13 protein-coding genes are annotated in these 21008 nt (G+C 72.9%); 8 read left to right on the top strand and 5 right to left on the bottom strand.

The window, feature by feature from the left end:
- Positions 1–291: 291 nt before the first annotated feature.
- Positions 292–2568 carry a glycogen debranching protein GlgX gene (gene glgX, locus ACTYVM_RS29520; RefSeq protein WP_445528889.1) on the top strand — a complete coding sequence of 759 codons (2277 nt, stop codon included), beginning with the start codon at positions 292–294 and terminating at the stop codon, positions 2566–2568.
- A 7-nt stretch (positions 2569–2575) separates the two neighbouring features.
- On the opposite strand, the gene ACTYVM_RS29515 is transcribed toward glgX, so the two are convergent.
- The 4 genes from ACTYVM_RS29515 to ACTYVM_RS29500 are packed head-to-tail and all read right to left on the bottom strand — an operon-like array spanning position 2576 to position 6147.
- On the bottom strand, positions 2576–3217 hold the full coding sequence (locus ACTYVM_RS29515; RefSeq protein ID WP_400037572.1) for a response regulator: 642 nt from the start codon (positions 3215–3217) through the stop codon (positions 2576–2578).
- The gene (locus ACTYVM_RS29510) at positions 3207–4460 is read right to left on the bottom strand and encodes a sensor histidine kinase (RefSeq protein ID WP_445528959.1); all 1254 of its coding nucleotides are present in this window, start codon (positions 4458–4460) and stop codon (positions 3207–3209) included. Before ACTYVM_RS29510 ends, ACTYVM_RS29515 begins: the two co-directional genes overlap by 11 nt.
- Before the next feature lie 38 nt (positions 4461–4498).
- Entirely contained in the window at positions 4499–5248 is a 750-nt protein-coding gene (locus ACTYVM_RS29505) for an ABC transporter permease (protein WP_445528888.1), read from the bottom strand.
- Entirely contained in the window at positions 5245–6147 is a 903-nt protein-coding gene (locus tag ACTYVM_RS29500) for an ABC transporter ATP-binding protein (protein ID WP_445528887.1), read from the bottom strand. Before ACTYVM_RS29500 ends, ACTYVM_RS29505 begins: the two co-directional genes overlap by 4 nt.
- A 208-nt stretch (positions 6148–6355) precedes the next feature.
- Here ACTYVM_RS29500 and ACTYVM_RS29495 point away from each other — a divergent pair, with 208 nt between their 5' ends.
- From ACTYVM_RS29495 to ACTYVM_RS29470, 6 genes are all read left to right on the top strand, one after another.
- Positions 6356–8191, top strand: a complete 1836-nt coding sequence (locus ACTYVM_RS29495) for an ABC transporter ATP-binding protein (RefSeq protein WP_445528886.1) — start codon at positions 6356–6358, stop codon at positions 8189–8191.
- Positions 8188–10047 (top strand): ABC transporter ATP-binding protein, encoded by a 1860-nt coding sequence (locus tag ACTYVM_RS29490; RefSeq protein ID WP_445528885.1) that lies wholly within the window; start codon positions 8188–8190, stop codon positions 10045–10047. Before ACTYVM_RS29495 ends, ACTYVM_RS29490 begins: the two co-directional genes overlap by 4 nt.
- A 22-nt stretch (positions 10048–10069) precedes the next feature.
- On the top strand, positions 10070–11797 hold the full coding sequence (locus ACTYVM_RS29485; protein ID WP_445528884.1) for an ABC transporter transmembrane domain-containing protein: 1728 nt from the start codon (positions 10070–10072) through the stop codon (positions 11795–11797).
- On the top strand, positions 11794–13578 hold the full coding sequence (locus ACTYVM_RS29480; protein ID WP_445528883.1) for an ABC transporter ATP-binding protein: 1785 nt from the start codon (positions 11794–11796) through the stop codon (positions 13576–13578). Before ACTYVM_RS29485 ends, ACTYVM_RS29480 begins: the two co-directional genes overlap by 4 nt.
- A 375-nt stretch (positions 13579–13953) precedes the next feature.
- Positions 13954–15612: a M4 family metallopeptidase gene (locus tag ACTYVM_RS29475; protein ID WP_445528882.1), complete on the top strand. Its 1659-nt coding sequence runs from the start codon at positions 13954–13956 to the stop codon at positions 15610–15612.
- 55 nt (positions 15613–15667) lie between these two features.
- Positions 15668–16186, top strand: a complete 519-nt coding sequence (locus ACTYVM_RS29470; protein ID WP_445528881.1) for a DUF1990 domain-containing protein — start codon at positions 15668–15670, stop codon at positions 16184–16186.
- Positions 16187–16245: 59 nt separating this feature from the next.
- Here the strand turns inward: ACTYVM_RS29470 and ACTYVM_RS29465 are convergent, their stop codons facing one another.
- Positions 16246–18885 (bottom strand): glycosyltransferase family 1 protein, encoded by a 2640-nt coding sequence (locus ACTYVM_RS29465; RefSeq protein ID WP_445528880.1) that lies wholly within the window; start codon positions 18883–18885, stop codon positions 16246–16248.
- A gap of 363 nt (positions 18886–19248) precedes the next feature.
- On the opposite strand from ACTYVM_RS29465, the gene ACTYVM_RS29460 reads away from it, so the two are divergent.
- Positions 19249–21008, top strand: a 1760-nt coding sequence (locus ACTYVM_RS29460; protein ID WP_445528879.1) for an alpha-1,4-glucan--maltose-1-phosphate maltosyltransferase, incomplete at its 3' end; no start/stop codon positions are given.

Genomic DNA, 21008 nt, shown 5'->3' with positions numbered 1-21008 from the left:
GGCGCATAGTAACCACAAGGTCAGGAGCAAGCTGTCAGGCGATTGTCACTGTTCCGTCCCAAGTTCGACGGCTCCCCGCAAACGCCCCTCACCCCTCGGCTCCGCCCCCACCCGGTCGTCCGACCGCGTCCGGGAAACGTGAGTGCGAGGCAAGCTCTGGGCAGAACAGTGGGGAGGACCGCGCGACGGGGAGCCGCGACCGGGGGTCAGCCGCAGGGGGGCGGGCCGGAGGCGGACACGAGCCGGAAGAGCCGCACAGAGCCGCACAGCCGAACAAGAGGGGCCGCCCTGGTGTCCAGCGCAGCCGAGCAGGAGGCGGTGGCGGGCGGGCACGCCACCGAGGAGGGGCGCCCGCCCGCCGCCGTGAACGGCGCGGACCGGGCCGCGCCGCGCCCCGGCGTGCCCGTGTGGCCGGGAGCCCCGACGCCGCTGGGCGCCCGTTTCCGGGCCGGCCCTGACGGGACGTCGGGCACCGGCTTCGCGCTGTGGGCGGGCGGGGCGGAGGCGGTCGAACTGTGCCTGTTCGACGGTCCGGGCCCGGACGCGGAGGAGACGAGGGTCCCGCTGACCGAGCTGACCCACGAGACCTGGCACGGTTTCGTGCCCGGAGTCCTGCCGGGGCAGCGCTACGGCTACCGGGTGCACGGCCGCTGGGACCCGTGGACGGGCGCCCGCTGGAACCCGGCGAAGCTGCTGCTCGACCCGTACGCGCGCGCGGTGGACGGTGGCAAGGGAAATGATTACAGCCGGCTGCCGCCCGAGGTCTACGGGCACGTCCGCGACTGGCCGGACCAGCAGGTCGCGGACACCGTGCGCGACGAGCGGGACTCGGCGCCGTACGTGCCCAAGGGCGTCGTGGTCCACGACGACGACGACTGGTCCGACGACCGCCGCCCCGGTACGCCGTGGGCGGACTCGGTGATCTACGAGCTGCATGTGCGCGGCTTCACCAGGCTGCACCCGGGGATCCCCGAGGAGTTGCGGGGGACGTACGCCGGTCTCGCCCACCCGGCGGCGATCGAGCACCTGGTGAGGCTGGGCGTGACCGCGGTGGAACTGCTGCCGGTGCACCAGTTCGCGCACGAGGACCACCTGCTGCGCCGCGGCCTGCGCAACCACTGGGGCTACAACTCGATCGGCTACTTCGCCCCGCACGCCGGCTACGCCTCCTCCGGCACCGCGGGCCCGCAGGTGGGCGAGTTCAAGCGGATGGTGCGCGCGCTGCACGCGGCCGGGATCGAGGTGATCCTCGACGTGGTCTACAACCACACGGCGGAGGCCGGCGAGTACGGCCCGACCCTGTCCCTGAAGGGCGTCGACAACCAGCGCTACTACCGCCTCCAGACGGACGCCCGCAGGTACGCGGACTACACCGGCTGCGGCAACACCCTGCACGTGGTCCAGCCGAACGTGCTGCGCCTGATCACCGACTCGCTGCGGTACTGGGTGACGGAGATGGGCGTGGACGGCTTCCGCTTCGACCTCGCCGCCGCGCTGGCCCGCGCCATGCACGACGTCGACATGCTCTCGCCGTTCCTCGCGGTGATCGCCCAGGACCCGGTGCTGCGCCGGGTCAAGCTGATCGCCGAGCCGTGGGACGTCGGCTCGGGCGGCTACCAGGTGGGTGCCTTCCCCCCGCTGTGGACGGAGTGGAACGACCGCTACCGCGACACGGTGCGGGACTTCTGGCGGCACGCGCTGCCGGACGTGCGGGAGATGGGCTACCGGCTGTCCGGCTCCAGCGACCTGTACGCCTGGGGCGGCCGACGCCCCTACGCCTCCGTCAACTTCGTCACGTCGCACGACGGTTTCACCCTGCGCGACCTGGTGTCCTACGAGCGCAAGCACAACGAGGCCAACGGCGAGGACAACCGGGACGGCACGGACGACAACCGCTCCTGGAACTGCGGCGTCGAGGGCGAGACCGACGACGAGCGGGTGCGGGCGCTGCGGCGCAGGCAACTGCGCAACCTCGTGACCACCCTGCTGCTGTCGACGGGTGTGCCGATGCTGGTCGCGGGCGACGAACTGGGGCGCACCCAGGGCGGCAACAACAACGCCTACTGCCAGGACAACGAGACCGGCTGGCTGGACTGGAGCCTGCTCGAGGACCCCGGCTGGCGGGAGCTGTGCCGGCTGACCGCCCGTCTGATCGCGCTCCGCCACCGGCATCCGGTGCTGCGCCGCCGCGCGTTCTTCTCGGGCCGCGCGCACTCGGCGGACGGCCTGCGGGACCTGGCCTGGTTCACCGCGCGCGGCACGGAGATGACGGAGCGGGACTGGTACGCGCCCGCGGCCACCCTGGGGATGTACCTGTCCGGCCGCGACATCCCGGGCCGCGACGAGCGCGGAGACCCGATCGTCGACGACAGCTTCCTGGCGGTGCTGCACGCCGGGGACCGCCCGGTGGGCTTCGTCCTGCCGGGGCCGCCGTGGGCGCGGCGGTACGAGGTGGTCGTGGACACCTCGCGGGAGGAGCAGGCCCGGCCGCCGGGCACGGCGCACGTCTCGGGCGCCACGATCACCGTGCCGGCGAGGTCCGTGCTGCTGCTCGAGGTCGTGGAGTAGACGGACCTCAGCCGAGGATGCCCCGGTCGTAGGCGACCGCGACCGCCGCCGCCCGGTCCTTGACGCCGAGCTTGGCGTACAGGTGGGTGAGGTGGGTCTTCACGGTGGCCTCGCTGATGAACAGCTCGCGGGCGATCTCCCGGTTGGAGGTCCCCCTGGCGACCAGGGCCAGCACCTCGCGCTCGCGGGCCGAGAGCGGCTCGTTGCCGGGCGCGGGCGCGCGGACGGCGGAGACCAGCCGGGAGGCCACCGCCGGAGAGAGGACCGTACGGCCCTCCGCGGCGGCGCGGACGGCGGTGAACAGCTCCTCGCGCGGGGCGTCCTTGAGCAGGTAGCCCGTCGCGCCCGCCTCGATCGCGGGCAGGGTGTCGGAGTCGGTGTCGTACGTGGTCAGCACGAGCACCTTGGCGCGGGCGCGGCGGCGGGTCAGCTCGCGGATGGCGTCCACGCCGGAGCCGCCCGGCATGCGCAGGTCCATCAGGATCACGTCCGGGTCGAGCGCGGCGGCCATACGGACCGCCTCGACGCCGTTCGGCGCCTCGCCGAGGACGGTGAATCCGGGCGCGGACTCGAACATGCCGCGCAGGCCGTCGCGTACGACGGGATGGTCGTCGACGATCAGCAGGGAGATCACGGCGTCATCGGTCATGGCGCACCAACGGTACGCGAGCCGAGACGGCCGTGCCGTGCCCGGGCTCGGACTCGACCGTGAGGGTGCCGGCGATGCGTTGGGCGCGGGCGCGCATGCCGTCCAGGCCGAAGCCGCCGGCGCGGGTGCGGGCGGGGACATCGAGCGGGTCGAAGCCGTGGCCGTCGTCGCGGATGTCGAGCACGACCTCGTCGCCCATGAAGGACAGGGTGACGCCGACACGGAAGGCACCGGCGTGCCGGGCGGCGTTGGACAGGGCCTCCTCGGTGATCCGCAGCAGGGTGGCCGCGACCTCGTCGTGCAGGTGCTCGGCGGTGCCGGTGACGGTGAAGTCGGCCCGGGCACCGGTGCGTTCGCCCCACTCGGCGACCGTCCGCTTGAGCGCCTCGGGCAGGCCGTTGCCGTCGAGGGCCACGGGGGCGAGGTTGTGCACGGAGCGGCGGGCCTCGCCCAGGCTGTGCCGGGCGAGGCCGAGGGCGCGGTCGACGTGCTCGCGGGCCACGGTCCCGTCCGGTGTGCCGGCGACGACGTGGAGCTGGGCGATGATGCCGGTCAGGCCCTGGGCGAGGGTGTCGTGGATCTCGGCGGCCAGCCGCCGGCGCTCGTCGGCGACCCCGGCCTCGCGGGCCTGCACGAGGAGTTGCGCGTGCAGGGCGGCGTTCTCGTCGAGGGCCTGCTGCAACGCCACGTTGGTGCGCCCCAGTTCGGCGATGGTCTCGGCCTGGACGCGGGCCCGGGCGTCCTCGAGGCCGGCGAGGTGGGCGAACAGCGCCAGCAGCATGACGTTCACCGCGAGGATCGCCCCGAACATGGCCCAGGCCACGTGGTCGTGCGGGGGCAGCCCGCCCGCCTGGGAGCCGGCGACCGTCACGGCGGAGGCGAACAGGCCGGCCTTGCGCAGCCGTTGCGGCAGCAGCCGGTCGACGTAGAAGTAGCCGATGATGGCGTAGAAGGCGAAGAACGTGTTCAGCCAGGTCAGGGTGAAGGCGAGCGCCCAGCGCAGGACGTAGTAGCCGGCGCTCGCCCGGGACGGGGCGGGGCCGCGGCGCGAGGCCCGCATCCACCACGTCTCCAGGACGTACGCCGCGACGACCAGGCCGGCGGCCGCGTACCGCTTGCCGCCGGTCGTGCCGACCACGTCGGCCGACGCCGAGGCGACCAGGGTGGCGACGGTCAGCAGCGCGACCGGCCCCCAGCGGTGGAACATCGCCCACCGCTGTTCGACCACCTCGATGACGTCCATCCCCTCGGTGTGGTGACGGGAGCAGCGCACGTCTTTGCTCACTCCCAGCGGAACCAGCGTGAGGCCGCCGCGGTCAGCAGCACCGCCCACCCCGCCGTCACCCCCAGGTGGGACCAGCCCGGCCAGTGGCCCGCCGCGGCCTGGTTCAGGGCCTGCGCGGCGGCGCCGAACGGGGTGTAGCCGACGATCCGGGCGAGCAGGTCCGGCATGGCCTGCACGGGCAGCCACAGGCCCGCGCAGAACATCATCGGGAAGAGCGCCGCGGACCCGATCGCGCCCGCGATCCTCGTGGTGCGGGACAGCGCGGAGACCACCGAGCCCAGGGCGAGCGAGGCGGACACGGCCAGCAGCAGGGCGAGGAGGTAGCCGAAGGGCTGCCTCGGCAGGGCCACGTCGAAGGCGAGCCGGCCGACGGTGAGCGCGAGCAGCGCCGAGGCCAGGGCCGCGCCGCCGAACACCACCATGTACGTGGACAGCAGGGCGGCGGGCCGGACCGGGGTGGTCGACATCCGGCGCAGGATGCCGCGTTCGCGATAGCCGGTGAGGACCTGCGGCAGGCCCTGCACGCCGCTGACGATCAGCCCGAGCAGCACCGCGATCGGCGCGTAGGCGTCGATGGGGCGCAGGCCCCCGAAGGACTCGTCGGCGTGGCGGAAGGACGGGATGGAGCCCAGGATCACCAGCAGCAGGACGGGGAACAGCAGGATCCAGAAGATCGCCCCGGGCTCACGGCGGAACAGGCGGATCTCGGCGCGCAGGACGGCCGGGTTGACCAGGGTGTTGCTCATGCCTCGACCTCCGTCAGGTCCAGGTAGGCGTCGTCGAGTGTGGCGTCGGTGACGCGGAGTTGATGGGCGGTGATGTGGTGGCGGGCGAGCAGCGTGATGACGGCGTTGACGGTCCTGTCGGTCCCGGAGAGGGTGACACGGCCGTCCCTGTGCGCCACGGAGTGGAGTTCGGGCAGCCCGTTCAGATCGTCCTCGTCCAGCGGCTCGGACGGGGTGAAGCTGATGACGGTGGCGCCCGCCGCGCTCCGGATCAGGCCGTCCGGGGTGTCCAGGGCGGCGATCCGTCCCCGGTCGATGACGGCGATCCGGTCGCACAACCGCTGGGCCTCCTCCATGAAGTGGGTGACCAGGAGGATGGTGACGCCGCGGTCCCGGACGTCCTCGATGAGCTGCCAGGTGTCGCGGCGGGCGCGTGGGTCGAGCCCGGTGGTCAGCTCGTCGAGCACGACGATCCGGGGGTTGCCGATGAGGGCGAGCGCGATGAACAGCCGCTGCTTCTGGCCGCCGGAGAGCTTGGCGAAGCGGGTGGTGAGCTTCTGCTCCAGGCCGAGGCGTTCGGCAAGGGGCCGCCAGTCGGCCGGAGCCGGGTAGAAGGACGCGTACAGCTGAAGCGCCTCGCGGACGGTGAGCTTGGCCTGCAACTCGCTCTGCTGGAGCTGGGCACCGAGCACGCGGGCGACCTGTTCGTGGTCCGCGACGGGGTCGAGGCCGGTGACGCGGATGCGGCCCGCGTCGGGGACACGCAGGCCCTCGACGCACTCGACGGTGGTGGTCTTGCCGGCGCCGTTCGGGCCGAGGATGCCGAAGATCTCGCCCTCCTCGACGGCGAAGGAGACGCCGTCGACGACGGCCCGACCGCCGTAGGACTTGCGCAGTTCGCTGACTTCGATGACGGACATGCGACCAGGATCCCGGTGGACGGCGCCCGCGTACATCGCCCGGCGCGCTCGATGCCGCATCAGCCGATCGGTTGACGCGGCCCTACGACCGAACCGGTCCCATGCCGGTTCCCGCGGTCGAACACGCAGGTCGTAGGACCAGCGGCGGAGCCCGGTCCGGCCAAAACTCGGTGGGCGATGTCGGCGCCGGTCCGTAGGCTCGCCCCTGATGCCCACGACACCTGACACCCCCGAGGAGCGTACCGACCGCTCCGGTCCGGCCGGCCGTTCGGCCGTCCGCACCCTGCTGCGCCTGTGGCCGTACGTACGGCCCGTCCGCGTACGGCTGTCCATCGCCGCGTTCATCGCGATCGTCGCCTCCTGCGTGGGGCTGGTGATCCCGCTCGTCCTGAAGTGGATGGTGGACGGGCCGATCGCCGAGCGGGATCCGCGCGGCGTGTGGCTCGGCGCGCTGTACCTGCTGCTGCTCGGGGTCGGGGAGGCGGTGCTGTTCGGGCTGCGGCGGTGGCTGGTGGCGCGGCCGCTGTCGAACGTCGAGGCTCAGATGCGGGCGGACCTGTACGGGCGTCTGCAACGGCTGCCGGTCGCCTTCCACGACCGGTGGGCGTCCGGGCAGTTGCTGTCCCGGGGCACGACGGACCTGATGCTGGTGCGCATGTTCCTCGCCTTCCCGTTGACGTTCCTGCTGGTCAACGGGGTCACGATCCTGGTGGGCGTGGCCATCATGCTGCTGCAGGACTGGACGCTGGGGCTGGTGATGCTGGCGCCCGCCGTGCCGCTGGTCGCCCTCAGCGCGGTCTTCGAGAAGCGGTACGCGCACGTGGCACGGCTGGCGCAGGACCAGGTCGGGGACCTGACGACGGTGGTCGAGGAGAGCGTGCTCGGCATCCGCGTCATCAAGGGGTTCGGCCGGCACCGCAGTCAGGCCCGGGCGTTCCGGGACCTGTCGCGGACCCTGCGCGGCACGGAGTTGCACAAGGCCCGTCTGCTGGCGGCCATCTGGGCGGTCATCATGACCCTGCCGGAGGTGGCCATCGGGGCCACGCTGGTGGTGGGCGCGGTGCAGGTCGCCTCGGGCGGTCTCTCGGCGGGGACGCTGGTCGCCTTCCTGTCCACGGCACTCGCCCTGCGCTGGCCGGTGGAGTCGATCGGCTTCCTGCTGGCGATGAGTCAGGAGGCGGCCACGGCGACCGAGCGGTACTTCGAAGTGATGGACGAGGAAGACGAGGAGGCAGGCTCCGGGGAGCCGGCGACGCGCGGCCCGGAGCTGCCCGACCCGGCACACGCGGGGCTCCGCTTCGACGGCGTCCGTTTCCGCTACCCCGACGCCCCGCCCGGCTCCCCGCCCCTCCTGGACCGTGTCGACCTGCACATCCGCCCCGGTGAGTCGATGGCCCTGGTCGGTGCGACCGGAAGCGGCAAGACGACCCTGACGGCGCTCGTCCCCCGCCTCCACGAGGTGACGTCGGGGCGGATCACGCTGGACGGCGAGGACATCACCGCGCTGTCCCGCGAGGAGTTGCGCACCAGGGTCGCGGTGGCCTTCGAGGAGCCGACCCTGTTCTCGGCGAGCGTCGGCGACAACGTCCTGATGGGCGCCGACGGCAGCGCCGGGGACGCCGAACTGGACCGCGCGCTGTCCGTCGCCCAGGCCGGCTTCGCGCACGCCCTCCCCCAGGGCACCGCGACCCAGGTGGGCGAGCAGGGCCTCAGCCTTTCCGGCGGCCAGCGGCAGCGCCTCGCGCTGGCCCGCGCCGTCGTGGGGCGGCCCCGGTTCCTGATCCTGGACGACCCGCTGTCCGCCCTGGACGTGCACACCGAGGCGGCCGTGGAGGCGGCCCTGCGCCAGGTGCTGGCCGACACCACCGCGCTGATCGTGGCGCACCGCCCCTCCACGGTCCTGCTGGCCGACCGGGTCGCCCTGCTCTCCGGCGGCCGGATCGCCGCCGTGGGCACCCACCACGAACTGCTGCGTACCAACGCCGAGTACGCCCACCTGATGTCGGGCGGACGCTCGCCGCACGAGGAGGACGCCGAGCGATGACGGCCCCCACGAAACCCGTCCCGGCCACCGGGGACGAGCAGGACCCGCCGCGCCCCGAGGACACCGGCGACCCCTTCGACCGCGACGTCCTGCCCACCCCGCCGGGCGCCACCGCCGCCCTGCTGCGCTCCCTGCTCGCGCCCATGAAGGCCCGGGTCGCCGGCACCACGCTCCTGCTGCTGCTCCAGCAGCTGGCCGTCCAGGCGGGCCCGCTCCTCGTGGCGTACGCGATCGACACCGCCGTACCGGCGTTCCGCGACCACGACCGGGGCCCGCTGGTCGCGGTGGCGGTCGGTTATCTGCTGTGCGCGCTCGCCTCCGGCGGACTCCAGTGGGCCTTCATCGTCGCCTCGGCCCGGGTCAACCAGGACGTGCTGCTGGATCTGCGCGGCCGGATCTTCCGCCAGGGGCAGGCGCTCAGCGTCGACTTCCACGAGCGTTACACCTCGGGCCGACTGATCTCCCGCTCCACCACGGACGTGGAGTCGCTGCGCGAACTGCTCAGCGAGGGGCTCCAGGAACTCGTCACGGTCGTGCTGTCCTTCCTCTGCATCTCGGCGATGCTGCTGTGGCTGGACCTGGGGCTCGGCGCGGTGGCGGTGGCGTCGTTCGTGCCGCTGCACCTGCTGATCCGGGCGTACCGGCGGCGCGCGGGGCGGGTGTTCCAGGAGCGGTCGACCGCGATCGCCGCGGTGATCGTGAAGTTCGTGGAGACGATGAACGGCATCCGGCCGGTGCGTGCGTTCCGCCGCGAGGCCGCCAACGACGCCGCCTTCCGCGTCCTGAACCGGCGCCACGAGCGCACCAACGGCGACGCCCTGCTGGAGATGGCCCGCTATGTCGTCGGCTCCCGGCTGGTGGCCAACACGGCGGTCGCGGCGATCGTGCTGTGGGGCGCCTACCGGGTGGCGGACGGCTCGCTGGAGCTGGGGGTGCTGGCGGCGGCGGTGCTGTACCTGCGCCGGCTGTACGACCCGATCGACCGGCTCGGCATGTTCCTCAACTCGTACGAGTCGGCGGCCGCGTCGCTGGAGAAGATCGCGGGTTTGCTGGCGCAGACGCCGTCCGTGCCCGAGTCGCCGGCGCCCCGGCCGCTCCCGGCGCCGAGGACGGACCTGCCCGGCCGCGAGGTGGTCTTCGACGGGGTCGGCTTCGGCTACCGCACGGGCGGCGAGGTGCTGCCCCGCTTCGAGCTGGTCGTCCCGGCCGGGCAGACCGTCGCCGTGGTCGGCTCCACCGGCGCGGGCAAGTCCACCCTGGCCAAGCTGCTGGCCCGCTTCTACGACCCCACCGCCGGGCGGGTGCTGCTCGACGGGGTGGACCTGCGCGACCTCGCGGTGAGCGAACTGCGGCGCGGGGTGGTCATGGTGACGCAGGAGGCCTTCCTGTTCTCCGGCACGGTCGCGGAGAACATCGCGATCGGCCGCCCGGACGCCACCCGCGAGGAGATCGAGCAGGCGGCGAAGGCGATCGGCGCGCACGACTTCATCAGCGCCCTGCCCGACGGCTACGACACGGACGTACGCAAGCGGGGCGGCCGCATCTCCGCGGGCCAGCGGCAACTGGTCTCCTTTGCACGGGCGTTGCTCGCCGATCCGGCGGTGCTCATCCTCGACGAGGCGACCAGCTCCCTGGACATCCCGGGCGAGCGGTCGGTGCAGACGGCGATGGCCACGGTGCTGCGGGGACGTACGGCGGTGGTGATCGCCCACCGGCTGTCCACCGTGGAGATCGCCGACCGGGTGCTGGTGATGGAGCACGGGCGCATCGTCGAGGACGGCAGCCCGGAGCAGTTGATCGCGGGCACCGGGCGGTTCTCGGAGCTGCACCGGGCCTGGCGGGAGAGCCTTGCTTGAGCGAACGGGGGATCCGGCGCGGATGATCGACGCATACGAGGACCCCGGCGACGCCGACCGCCGCAGCGGCCCGCGCTACCTGTGGTGGCTGGTGACCCGGCAGCCGGGGCGGTCCGTCGCCGGGGCGGTGTACGGCAGCATCTGGATGGTGCTGCTGGCGGCGACGCCCTATCTGATGGCCAAGGCGATCGACGAGGGTCTGGAGCCCGGCGACATGGGCGCGCTGGCCGGGTGGACGACGCTGCTGTTCCTGGTGGGCGCGTTCAACGCCTGGCTGAGCATCATGCGGCACCGCACGATGACCCGGGTGCGGATGGACGCCAACTTCCGCACGGTGAAGGTGGTCGTCCGGCAGGCGGTACGGCTGGGTGCCACGCTGCCCGCCCAGGTCGGGGCCGGGGAGGTGGTGACGATCGGGGTGGGCGACGTGCAGACCATCAGCCAGTCCCTGACGGTCGTCGGACCGGGCGTCGGCGCGGTCGTCGCCTACCTGGTGGTCGCGGGGCTGCTGCTCACGCTGTCGGTACCGCTGGCCGTGGTGGTGCTGGTCGGGGTGCCGCTGCTCGGCGTGATCGTCGGGCCGCTGCTCGGGCGGCTCCAGGGCACGGAGACGGAGTACCGCGAGCGTCAGGGCGTGCTGACCGCGCGGATCGGCGACCTGGCGGGCGGGCTGCGCGTCCTCAACGGCCTCGGCGGCAAGTCGCTGTTCGCCGACGCCTTCCGCCGGGACTCGCAGGGGCTGCGCGCCCAGGGGTATCGGGTCGGGGCGGTGACCAGCTGGATCCAGGCGCTCGGAGTGGGGCTGCCGACGCTGTTCCTCGCCGTGGTGACCTGGCTGGCGGCCCGGATGGCCGCCCAGGGCGCCATCAGCATCGGCGAGTTGGTGTCGGTGTACGGGTATGTCGCGGTGCTGGCCGGGTGGCCGGTGGCCTTCCTGATCGAGGGCAGCTACCTGCTCAGCCGGGGCGTGGTCGCCGCCCGGCGTGTCGTGCGGCTGCTGCGGCTGGAGCCCGCGCCGGACGCCGGCACGGCGGACGCGCCGGCCGAGCCGTCGCCGTTGCACGATCCGGAGTCGGGGGTGCGGGTGCTGCCCGGACGGCTGACCGCGCTGGCCGCGGCGCGGCCCGCCGACGCCGCCGACGTCGTCGACCGCCTGGGCCGGTACGCGCCCTCCGAGGCCACCTGGGGCGGCGTGCGCCTGGACAGCATCGCCCTGCCGCGGGTCCGCGAGCGGATCCTGGTCGCCGACCACGAGGCGGACCTGTTCGCCGGGCCGCTGCGGCACCTGGTCGGCGGCTGCCGGGAGCCGGGCGACATCGACGAGGCGGAGATCGCGCGGGCCGTGCGCACGGCGGCGGCCGACGACATCGTGCAGGGCCTGCCGGAAGGGCTCGACTCGGCGATCGACGCACAGGGCCGCAACCTCTCCGGCGGCCAGCGCCAACGCGTACGGCTGGTGCGCGCGCTGCTGGCCGACCCGGAGGTGCTGCTCGCCGTGGAGCCCACCTCCGCGCTGGACGCGCACACCGAGGCGACGGTGGCGGACCGGCTGCGGGTGGCCCGCGAGGGCCGTACGACCGTGGTGACGACCACCTCCCCGCTCGTCCTGGACTGCGCGGACGTCGTGCACTTCCTGGTCGACGGCAAGGTGACGGCCACCGGAAGCCACCAGCGGCTGCTGGCGGAGGAGGCCGGCTACCGGGCGCTGGTGGCACGGGACGCGGACGAGACCGAGGAGGTAGCGCGATGACAGACCGTCACCTTCCGGTCGCCGAACCCGCCGAGGTGCGTCGCGCCGCCGTGCGGCTGGTGCGGGCCGACGCGCGCGCCTTCGCCGGTGTCCTGGCGCTGAACGCGGCGGCGGCCGCGGCGGGGCTGGCCGGGCCGTGGCTGCTCGGGCGCATCGTGGACGCGGTGCGGGCCGGGGGCGGGGTCGGTGCCGTGGACCGGATGGCCCTCGGCATCCTGCTGTGCTCGCTGGCGCAGCTTCTGCTGGTGCGCTGGGCGCGGTACGTGGGGTACCGGTTCGGGGAGCGGACGCTGGCCCGGGTGCGCGAGGAGTTCGTGGACCGTGCGCTGGCGCTGCCCGCGTCCGTGGTGGAGCGGGCCGGCACCGGCGACCTGACGGCGCGCGGCACGGCCGACGTGGCCACCGCCGGCACCACCCTGCGCGATGCCGGACCCGAGCTGCTCATCAGCACCGTGCAGGCGCTGTTCGTGCTCGGCGCGGTCTTCGTGCTCGACCCGTTGCTCGGCGCGGTGGGCATCGTGGGCCTGGTGCCCATCTGGTTCGCCCTGCGCTGGTACCTGCGCCGGGCGCGGGCCGGTTACCTCGCCGAGGGCGCGGCCACCTCCGAGGTCGCCGAAATCCTCGCGGCGACGGCGGCGGGCTCGCGCACGGTCGAGGCGTTCCGGCTGGCGAAGGTGCGGACCGCCGCCAGCCGCGAGGCGCTGGAGACGTCCCGGCGCACCCGGTTCCACACGCTGTACCTGCGCACGGTGTTCTTCCCCGTGGTGGAAGTGTCCTACGTGCTGCCCGTTGCCGGAGTGCTCCTGGTCGGCGGGGTGCTGCACGCGCACGGGACGGTGAGCCTGGGCGCGGTGGTGGCGGCCGCGCTGTATCTGCGCCAGTTCAGCCAGCCGCTCGACGAGATCCTGATGCGGGTCGAGCAACTGCAGAACAGCGGTGCCTCCTTCGCCCGGGTGGAGGGGCTCGCCCGGGCCCTGGGGCCCGCGCCGGAGGGCGACGGTCCGGCACCGGCGGACGACCGCATCGACATGACCGGGGCGCGCTACGCCTACGAGCGCGGCGGCGAGGTGCTGCGCGGGGTCGACCTGACGGTGCGGCCCGGGGAGCGGCTCGCCGTGGTCGGGCCGTCCGGCGCGGGCAAGACCACGCTGAGCAGGCTGCTGGCCGGCGTCGACGCGCCGACCGCGGGCTCGGTCACGGTGGGCGGGGTGCCCGTCGCCGGTCTGGAACCGGAGCGGCTGCGCCGCCAGGTCGTCCTGGTCACCCAGGAGCACCACGTGTTCCTCGGCACGGTCCGGGACAACCTGCGGATCGCCGAACCCGCCGCCGCCGACGAGCAATTGTGGTCGGCCCTGGCGGCCGTGGGGGCCGACATCTGGGTGCGGGACCTGCCGGAAGGCCTGGACACCGCCCTGGGTGCGGCCGGTCACCGCACCGACGGCTCACAGGCCCAGCAACTCGCCCTCGCCCGCGTGGTGCTGGCCGACCCGCACACCCTGATCCTGGACGAGGCCACGGCGTTGCTCGACCCGGCCACGGCCCGCCACACCGAGCGGGCCCTCGCCGCCGTCCTCCAGGGCCGGACCGTCATCGCCATCGCCCACCGCCTCCACACCGCCCACGACGCCGACCGGGTGGCCGTCATGGAGGACGGCCACCTGACCGAACTGGGCACCCACGACGACCTGGTCGCCTCCGGCGGCGCGTACGCGGCGCTGTGGCACACCTGGCACGGGAACGGCGCGACGCCGCCGGGTGGGGGCGGCGGCGCCGTCTCGTAGCGGCCACCACGCCTCGCCCGGTCGCGACAGGCCGCACAACCTTCGGGTTTCGGTCGACATCGGGCCTTCCCGGCGCGGTGGCCTCCGTATCGATCCGGCCGCCCCGATGGCTGAAAACCGCCCCTGTTCCGGCCCACCCCGAGGCCGGGACCTCGGGCGCCGCTCCGTTGCCCACACGGCCTGCTGAGGCCCGTTCAGGACGCCGCACCGTTTACCGGACATCCATTTTTCGGCCAACATCACTTCGGGGCGCTGACATGTACGCGTCCGCAGTGCCACTCTTCCTCCACCCGCCGCACGAGCACAGCACCCCCACCCCCGATCCGGGTCGGCAGCCCCACGCCCTTCCGGATCACCCCCACATAAGGAGCTTGTGTGACTCCCCGCTACGCGCGTCACAAGCGCATCACTCTGGCCGTCGCCACCGCTGTCGCCGCCGGAGCCCTCCTCAGCACCGGTCTGACCACCAGTGCCTCGGCCCAGACCACGGCCGAATCCACCGGCGCGGCCCACCTCGCCGCCGCCCCCACCTACCTGACCGCCGCGGCCCGCACCTCCCTGATCGAACAGGCGCAGACCGACGCCTCCGGGACCGCCCAGGAGATAGGCCTCGGCGTCAAGGAGAAGCTGGTCGCCCGAGACGTCGTCCAGGACGCCGACGGCACCCTGCACACCCGCTACGAGCGCACCTACGCCGGTCTGCCCGTCCTCGGCGGCGACCTGATCGTCCACACCTCCAAGGCCGGCAAGACCCAGGGCGTGACCAGAGCGAACAAGACGGCCATCAAGGTCGCCACGCTCACCCCGAAGGTCGCCACGGCCAAGGCCGAGAAGCAGGCGGTGACCCTGGCCCAGGCCGCCGGCTCGGAGAACACCACCGCCGACCAGGCCCCCCGCAAGGTCATCTGGGCGGGCGACGGCACGCCGGTCCTCGCCTACGAGACCGTCGTCGGCGGCTTCCAGGACGACGGCACCCCGAACCAGCTGCACGTCATCACCGACGCGGCCACCGGCAAGAAGCTCTTCGAGTACCAGGGCATCGAGACCGGCACCGGCAAGACCCTGTACTCGGGCACGGTGACCCTCAGCACCACCCTGTCGGGGTCGACGTACCAGCTGTACGACACCACCCGCGGCGGTCACAAGACGAACAACCTGGCCGGGGGGACCTCCGGCACCGGCACCCTGTTCACCAACACCACCGACGTGTGGGGCACCGGCACCGCCTCCAGCTCCATCAACGACCAGACGGCGGCCGCGGACGCCGCCTACGGCGCCCAGATGACCTGGGACTTCTACAAGAACACCTTCGGCCGCAACGGCATCAAGAACAACGGCGCGGCCGCCTACTCCCGGGTCCACTACGGCAACAACTACGTCAACGCCTTCTGGGACGACAGCTGCTTCTGCATGACCTACGGCGACGGCTCGGGCAACACCCACCCGCTGACCTCGCTGGACGTCGCCGGCCACGAGATGAGCCACGGCGTCACCGCCAACACCGCCCGCCTCAACTACTCGGGTGAGTCCGGCGGCCTGAACGAGGCCACCTCCGACATCTTCGGCACCGGTGTGGAGTTCTACGCCCACACCGCGCAGAACCCGGGCAACTACCTGATCGGGGAGCAGCTCAACCTCAACGGCAACGGCACTCCGCTGCGCTACATGGACAAGCCCAGCAAGGACGGCGCCTCCGCCGACTACTGGTCCTCCACCGTCGGCAACAAGGACGTGCACTACTCCTCCGGTGTCGCGAACCACTTCTTCTACCTCCTCTCGGAGGGCAGCGGCGCCAAGACGATCAACGGCGTCAGCTACAACTCGCCGACGTACAGCGGCTCCTCGGTCAGCGGCATCGGCCGGGACAAGGCGCTGCAGATCTGGTACAAGGCGCTGACCACGTACATGACGTCGACCACCAACTACAAGGCCGCCCGCACGGCGACCCTGAACGCGGCGTCGGCGCTGTACGGCTCCGGCAGCACCGAGTACAACGCGGTCGCGGCCGCCTGGTCCGCGGTCAACGTGACCTGACCTCCGGCTCGTTGAACGGGGGCGGCCCCCGGGGGCCGCCCTACGCTTGGGTGGCATGTCGACGGCACATTTCACCTACGAGGAGGTCGGCGCGACCCGCGAGCAGGGTCACTGCCCGCCCGGCTTCCACCCTCTGTACGTGCGCACCCGCATAGGCGAGGGCACGGAGGTCTTCCACCGGGCCTCCGAGGCCGTGATGACATGGGAGATGCACCGCGCCCTCGGCGTCGGCATCGAGGCGAGCGCCGACCGGGCCGCGCCCGGCGTCGACGTCACCGTCAGCCTCGCCGGCCTGGTCAGGGCCCCCTGCCAGGTGGTCTGGACGGCCCAGGAGCATCGCCGCGCCGGCTGGGCCTACGGCACCCTGCCCGGACATCCGGAGTGCGGTGAGGAGGCCTTCCTGGTCGACCGCACGGGCGACGGCACCGTCTGGCTCACGGTCACCGCGTTCAGCCGCCCCGCCAAGTGGTACGCCCGGGCGGCCGGCCCGGCCACCCGCGGTTTCCAACACGCCTACGCCCGCCGCTGCGGCACGGTCCTGCGCAAGCTGTGCGCCGACATCCCGCAGCCCTGACCCGGCACACCACACCCCGCACCCCGCCCCGCCCGGCAGCGCGCGGCGGACCCCGACCGTCAGCGCAGGAGTACGCCTGCCTTTTCGGTGGGGTTCTCCGGCGGGGTGGTCAGGAGGCCCAGCTCCGCGGGTGAGGCGAGCAGGCGGTGGGCCGGGAGGATGCGGACCGTGTAGCCGTAGGGGCCGGTGCGGTCCAGGGACAGAGGACCCTCGTAGGCCCAGCGGCCGTCGGAGTCGGGGGCGCCCGCGGGCTTCAGCGGGACGGCCGTGGCGTCGGTGATGCGGTCCTCCTCGTCCACCCGGCCGGAGACGGCCTGCACCTCCACGTCGTCCGGGCCGAGACCGCCGAGGCCCACACGCACCCGCAGGCCGAGGGTGGCACCGAGTTCGGCGGTGGCCGTACTGGCCGACGTCTCCACGTGGTCGACGGTCACCTCGTGCCACGCCGCGCGCACCCGCGCCTTCCACGCCGCCAGCTCACGCGCCGCGTCCGGGCCGAGGGCGCGGTGGGCCTGGGCGGCGGGAGCGTACAGCCGCTCCACGTACTCGCGGACCATGCGCCCCGCCAGCACCTTCGGGCCGAGCAGGGACAGGGTCCGGCGGACCATCTCGATCCAGCGCTCGGGCAGCCCGCCCCGGCCACGCTCGTAGAAGCGGGGCGCCACCCGCTGCTCCAGCAGGTCGTACAGCGCGGCGGCCTCGACGTCGTCGCGGTGGTCAGGATCGTCCCCCATGGCCGAACGCATGGGGGTACCCCCGTCCGCGGTCGGGATGGCCCAGCCGAAGTCCGGCTGGAACCACTCGTCCCACCAGCCGTCCAGCACGGACAGGTTCAGACAGCCGTTGAGCGCGGCCTTCATCCCGGACGTCCCGCACGCCTCCAGCGGCCGCAGCGGGTTGTTCAGCCAGACGTCGCAGCCGTGGTAGAGCTTCTGCGCCATCGCCATGCCGTAGTCCGGCAGGAAGACGATCCGGTGGCGCACCCGCGGGTCGTCGGCGAAGCGGACCAGCTCCTGGATGAGCCGTTTGCCGCCGTCGTCCGCCGGATGCGCCTTGCCCGCGACCACGATCTGCACCGGCCGCTCGGGGTGCAGCAGCAGGTCCATCAGCCGGTCCCGGTCACGCAGCATCAGCGTCAGCCGCTTGTACGACGGGACCCGGCGCGCGAAGCCGATCGTCAGCACCTCCGGGTCGAGGACGCCGTCGATCCAGCCCAGCTCGGCGGTCCCGGCGCCGCGCTGCCGCCAGGAGGCCCGCAGCCGGTCCCGCACCTCCGTCACCAGTTGCTCGCGCAGTTCGCGGCGCAGCTCCCAGACATCCTGGTCGGGAATGTCGGCGACGGCGTCCCAGCGCTCGGAGCCGCCCACGCTCAGCGCGTCCTCGGTGCGCTGGGCGCCGACCCGCCGGGCACCGAGCCGGAACACCTCGGGGGCCACCCAGGTCGGGGCGTGCACGCCGTTGGTCACCGAGGTGATCGGCACCTCCTCGGGGTCGAATCCCGGCCACAGCCCGGCGAACATCTCCCGGCTGACCCTCCCGTGCAGCAGCGAGACGCCGTTGGCCCGCTGGGCCAGCCTCAGGCCCATCACCGCCATGTTGAACAGGTTCGGCTCGCCGCCCGGGTACGTCTCCATGCCCAGCCGCAGGATCCGCTCGACGTCGATGCGGGGCAGCTCGGCGTCGGGCCCGAAGTGGCGGGCGACCAGTTCCCGGTCGAAGCGGTCGATCCCGGCCGGGACGGGCGTGTGGGTGGTGAAGACGGTCCCCGCGCGCACCGCCTCCAGACCGGCGTCGAAGTCCAGCCCCCGGTCGCACAGCTCGGCGATGCGCTCCAGGCCGAGGAAGCCCGCGTGGCCCTCGTTGGTGTGGAACACCTCCGGTTCGGGGTGGCCGGTGAGGCGGCAGTACGTCCGCACCGCCCGCACCCCTCCTATGCCCAGCAGCATCTCCTGGAGGAGCCGGTGCTCGCTGCCCCCGCCGTAGAGCCGGTCGGTCACCCCGCGCTCGCCGAGGTCGTTCTCCTCGATGTCGGAGTCCAGCATCAGCAGCGGAATCCGGCCGACCTGGGCGACCCAGATCCGGGCGTGCAGGGCCTTGCCGCCGGGCAGCGCGAGCGAGACCCGCGCCGAGGCGCCGTCGGCCTCCTTCAACAGGGTGACGGGCAGCTCGTTGGGGTCCAGGACCGGGTAGTGCTCCTGCTGCCAGCCGTCCCGGGACAGGGTCTGCCGGAAGTAGCCGTGCCGGTACAGCAGCCCGACCCCGATCAGCGGCACGCCGAGGTCGCTGGCCGCCTTCAGATGGTCGCCGGCGAGGATGCCGAGGCCGCCGGAGTACTGCGGCAGCGCGGCCGTGATACCGAACTCGGGCGAGAAGTAGGCGACCGCGGCGGGCAGGCCCTCGGCCCTGGCCTGGTACCAGCGGTCACCGATCACGTAGTCGTGCAGGTCGTCGGCGGCGGCGCTCAGCCGGCGCAGGAAGCGACGGTCGCCGGCCAGCTCGGTCAGCCGTGCCGCACGCACACTGCCGAGCAGGCGTACGGGGTCGCCGCCCGAGGAGGCCCAGCGCTCGGGGTCGACGGACTGGAAGAGGTCACGGGTCTCGGCGTGCCAGGACCAGCGCAGGTTGCGGGCCAGCTCGCTGAGCGGGCGCAGGGGCTCGGGGAGAACGGGACGGACGGTGAACCGACGGATCGCCTTCACATGCCACCTCGGCGCGTTCGCTGGATGGACGCACTGCGCTGTGCGCCCCGTCACACAGCACCGTACCGGTCCGAGTGCGGGCACCGCTGGGTTCGGACACCGTCCGACATCGACCTGAACGGACCGGTTCGACCCCCGTGGCGTCCGTGTCCGGATGGGACCGGTCTTGTGTGTGGACATACGCGCGAGTAGTTAACAAAGTGGCGGATTGCTCACCCGAATAGGGTGGGAAGGCTCCACCGGTACACCGACGACAGGACCCCGTAGAACTCCGCAGAACCTCGCAGGACCCGTAGAACACCGCAGGACCCACCTCCCCACACACATCCGCCCACACCCTCGTTGACGCGGACAGGAGCGGTCATGCCCGCCACGCACCACTCGGCAGCACCACGGAAAACCAGCAAGAGCGGCCCCGGCGCCGCGCGGCAGACCCCGCCGGCCCCGGATCGGTCCTCCGCGGGGGGTGCCACGGCCGTCGGCCGGATACCCGTCCTCGACGTCCGCCCGGTCGTCCAGCACGGCCGCAGGCCCGCCAAGGCGGTGACCGGAGAATCGTTCGAGATCTCGGCCACCGTCTTCCGCGAGGGTCACGACGCCGTGGCCGCGAACGTCGTCCTGCGCGATCCGGAGGGCCGGCCCGGCCCGTGGACGCCGATGCACGAGCAGAACCCCGGCACCGACCGCTGGGTCGCCACCGTGACCGCCGGCGACCCCGGCCACTGGACGTACACGGTCGAGGCCTGGTCGGATCCGGTCACCACCTGGCGGCACCACGCGCAGATCAAGATCCCCGCCGGTCTGGACACCGACCTGGTCCTGGAGGAGGGCGCGCGCCTGTACGAGCGCGCCGCCGCCTCAGTGCCCCGGGACGGCGGTGGCCGTGAGGTCGTCCTGGCCGCCGTGGCGGCGCTGCGGGACGAGAACCGGCCGGCCGCGGCCCGGCTGGCGGCGGCGTTGACACCGGAGGTGGACGCGGTCCTCGCGCGGCACCCGCTGCGGGACCTGGTCACCGCCTCCGAACCACTCGCCCTGCTCGTCGAACGCGAGCGGGCCCTGTACGGGTCCTGGTACGAGTTCTTCCCCCGCTCCGAGGGCACCCCCGAGCAGCCGCACGGCACCTTCCGCACCGCCGCCCGCCGCCTGCCCGCGATCGCCGCGATGGGCTTCGACGTCGTCTACCTCCCCCCGATCCACCCCATCGGCACCACCTACCGCAAGGGCCGCAACAACTCCCTCGACGCCCACCCCGACGACGTCGGCGTGCCCTGGGCCATCGGCTCCCCCGAGGGCGGCCACGACACCGTCCACCCCGCCCTGGGCACCCTGGAGGACTTCGGCCACTTCGTCGCCCGGGCCGCCGAACTCGGCCTGGAGGTCGCCCTCGACCTCGCCCTGCAGTGCTCCCCGGACCACCCCTGGGTGCACAAGCACCCCCAGTGGTTCCACCACCGCCCCGACGGCACCATCGCCTACGCCGAGAACCCGCCCAAGAAGTACCAGGACATCTACCCCCTGGCCTTCGACGCCGACCCGGACGGCCTGATCGACGAGACCCTGCGCGTGCTGCGGCACTGGATGGACCACGGCGTGCGGATCTTCCGCGTCGACAACCCCCACACCAAACCGGTGATGTTCTGGGAACGCGTGATCGCCGCCGTCAACGCCACCGACCCCGACGTGATCTTCCTGGCGGAGGCGTTCACCCGGCCCGCGATGATGCACACCCTGGCCCAGATCGGCTTCCAGCAGTCCTACACCTACTTCACCTGGCGCACCACCAAGCAGGAACTCACCGAGTACCTGACCGAGCTGTCCGGCGAGGCGGCGGCCTGGATGCGCCCGAACCTCTTCACCAACACCCCCGACATCCTGCACGCCTACCTCCAGGACGGCGGCCGTCCCGCCTTCGAGGTCCGCGCCGTCCTCGCCGCCACCCTCGCCCCCTCCTGGGGCATCTACAGCGGCTACGAACTGTGCGAGAACACCGCCCTGAAACCGGGCAGCGAGGAATACCTCGACTCGGAGAAGTACCAGCTCAAACCCCGCGACTGGGCGGCCGCCGCACGCGAGGGCCGCACCATCGCCCCCCTCATCACCCGCCTCAACGACATCCGCCGACG

The organism is Streptomyces cyslabdanicus (assembly GCF_052663305.1).
The sequence above is the reverse complement of the archived record's forward strand: the minus strand, read 5'-3'. Positions and strand labels throughout refer to the sequence as shown.

Excerpts from the sequence above, each read along its gene's own strand:
- ACTYVM_RS29515 (WP_400037572.1), bottom strand. The coding sequence starts at position 3,217 with ATGACCGATGACGCCGTGATCTCCCTGCTGATCGTCGACGACCATCCC.
- ACTYVM_RS29510 (WP_445528959.1), bottom strand. The coding sequence starts at position 4,460 with ATGGACGTCATCGAGGTGGTCGAACAGCGGTGGGCGATGTTCCACCGC.
- ACTYVM_RS29505 (WP_445528888.1), bottom strand. The coding sequence starts at position 5,248 with ATGAGCAACACCCTGGTCAACCCGGCCGTCCTGCGCGCCGAGATCCGC.
- ACTYVM_RS29500 (WP_445528887.1), bottom strand. The coding sequence starts at position 6,147 with ATGTCCGTCATCGAAGTCAGCGAACTGCGCAAGTCCTACGGCGGTCGG.
- ACTYVM_RS29495 (WP_445528886.1), top strand. The coding sequence starts at position 6,356 with ATGCCCACGACACCTGACACCCCCGAGGAGCGTACCGACCGCTCCGGT.
- ACTYVM_RS29490 (WP_445528885.1), top strand. The coding sequence starts at position 8,188 with ATGACGGCCCCCACGAAACCCGTCCCGGCCACCGGGGACGAGCAGGAC.
- ACTYVM_RS29485 (WP_445528884.1), top strand. The coding sequence starts at position 10,070 with ATGATCGACGCATACGAGGACCCCGGCGACGCCGACCGCCGCAGCGGC.
- ACTYVM_RS29480 (WP_445528883.1), top strand. The coding sequence starts at position 11,794 with ATGACAGACCGTCACCTTCCGGTCGCCGAACCCGCCGAGGTGCGTCGC.
- ACTYVM_RS29470 (WP_445528881.1), top strand. The coding sequence starts at position 15,668 with ATGTCGACGGCACATTTCACCTACGAGGAGGTCGGCGCGACCCGCGAG.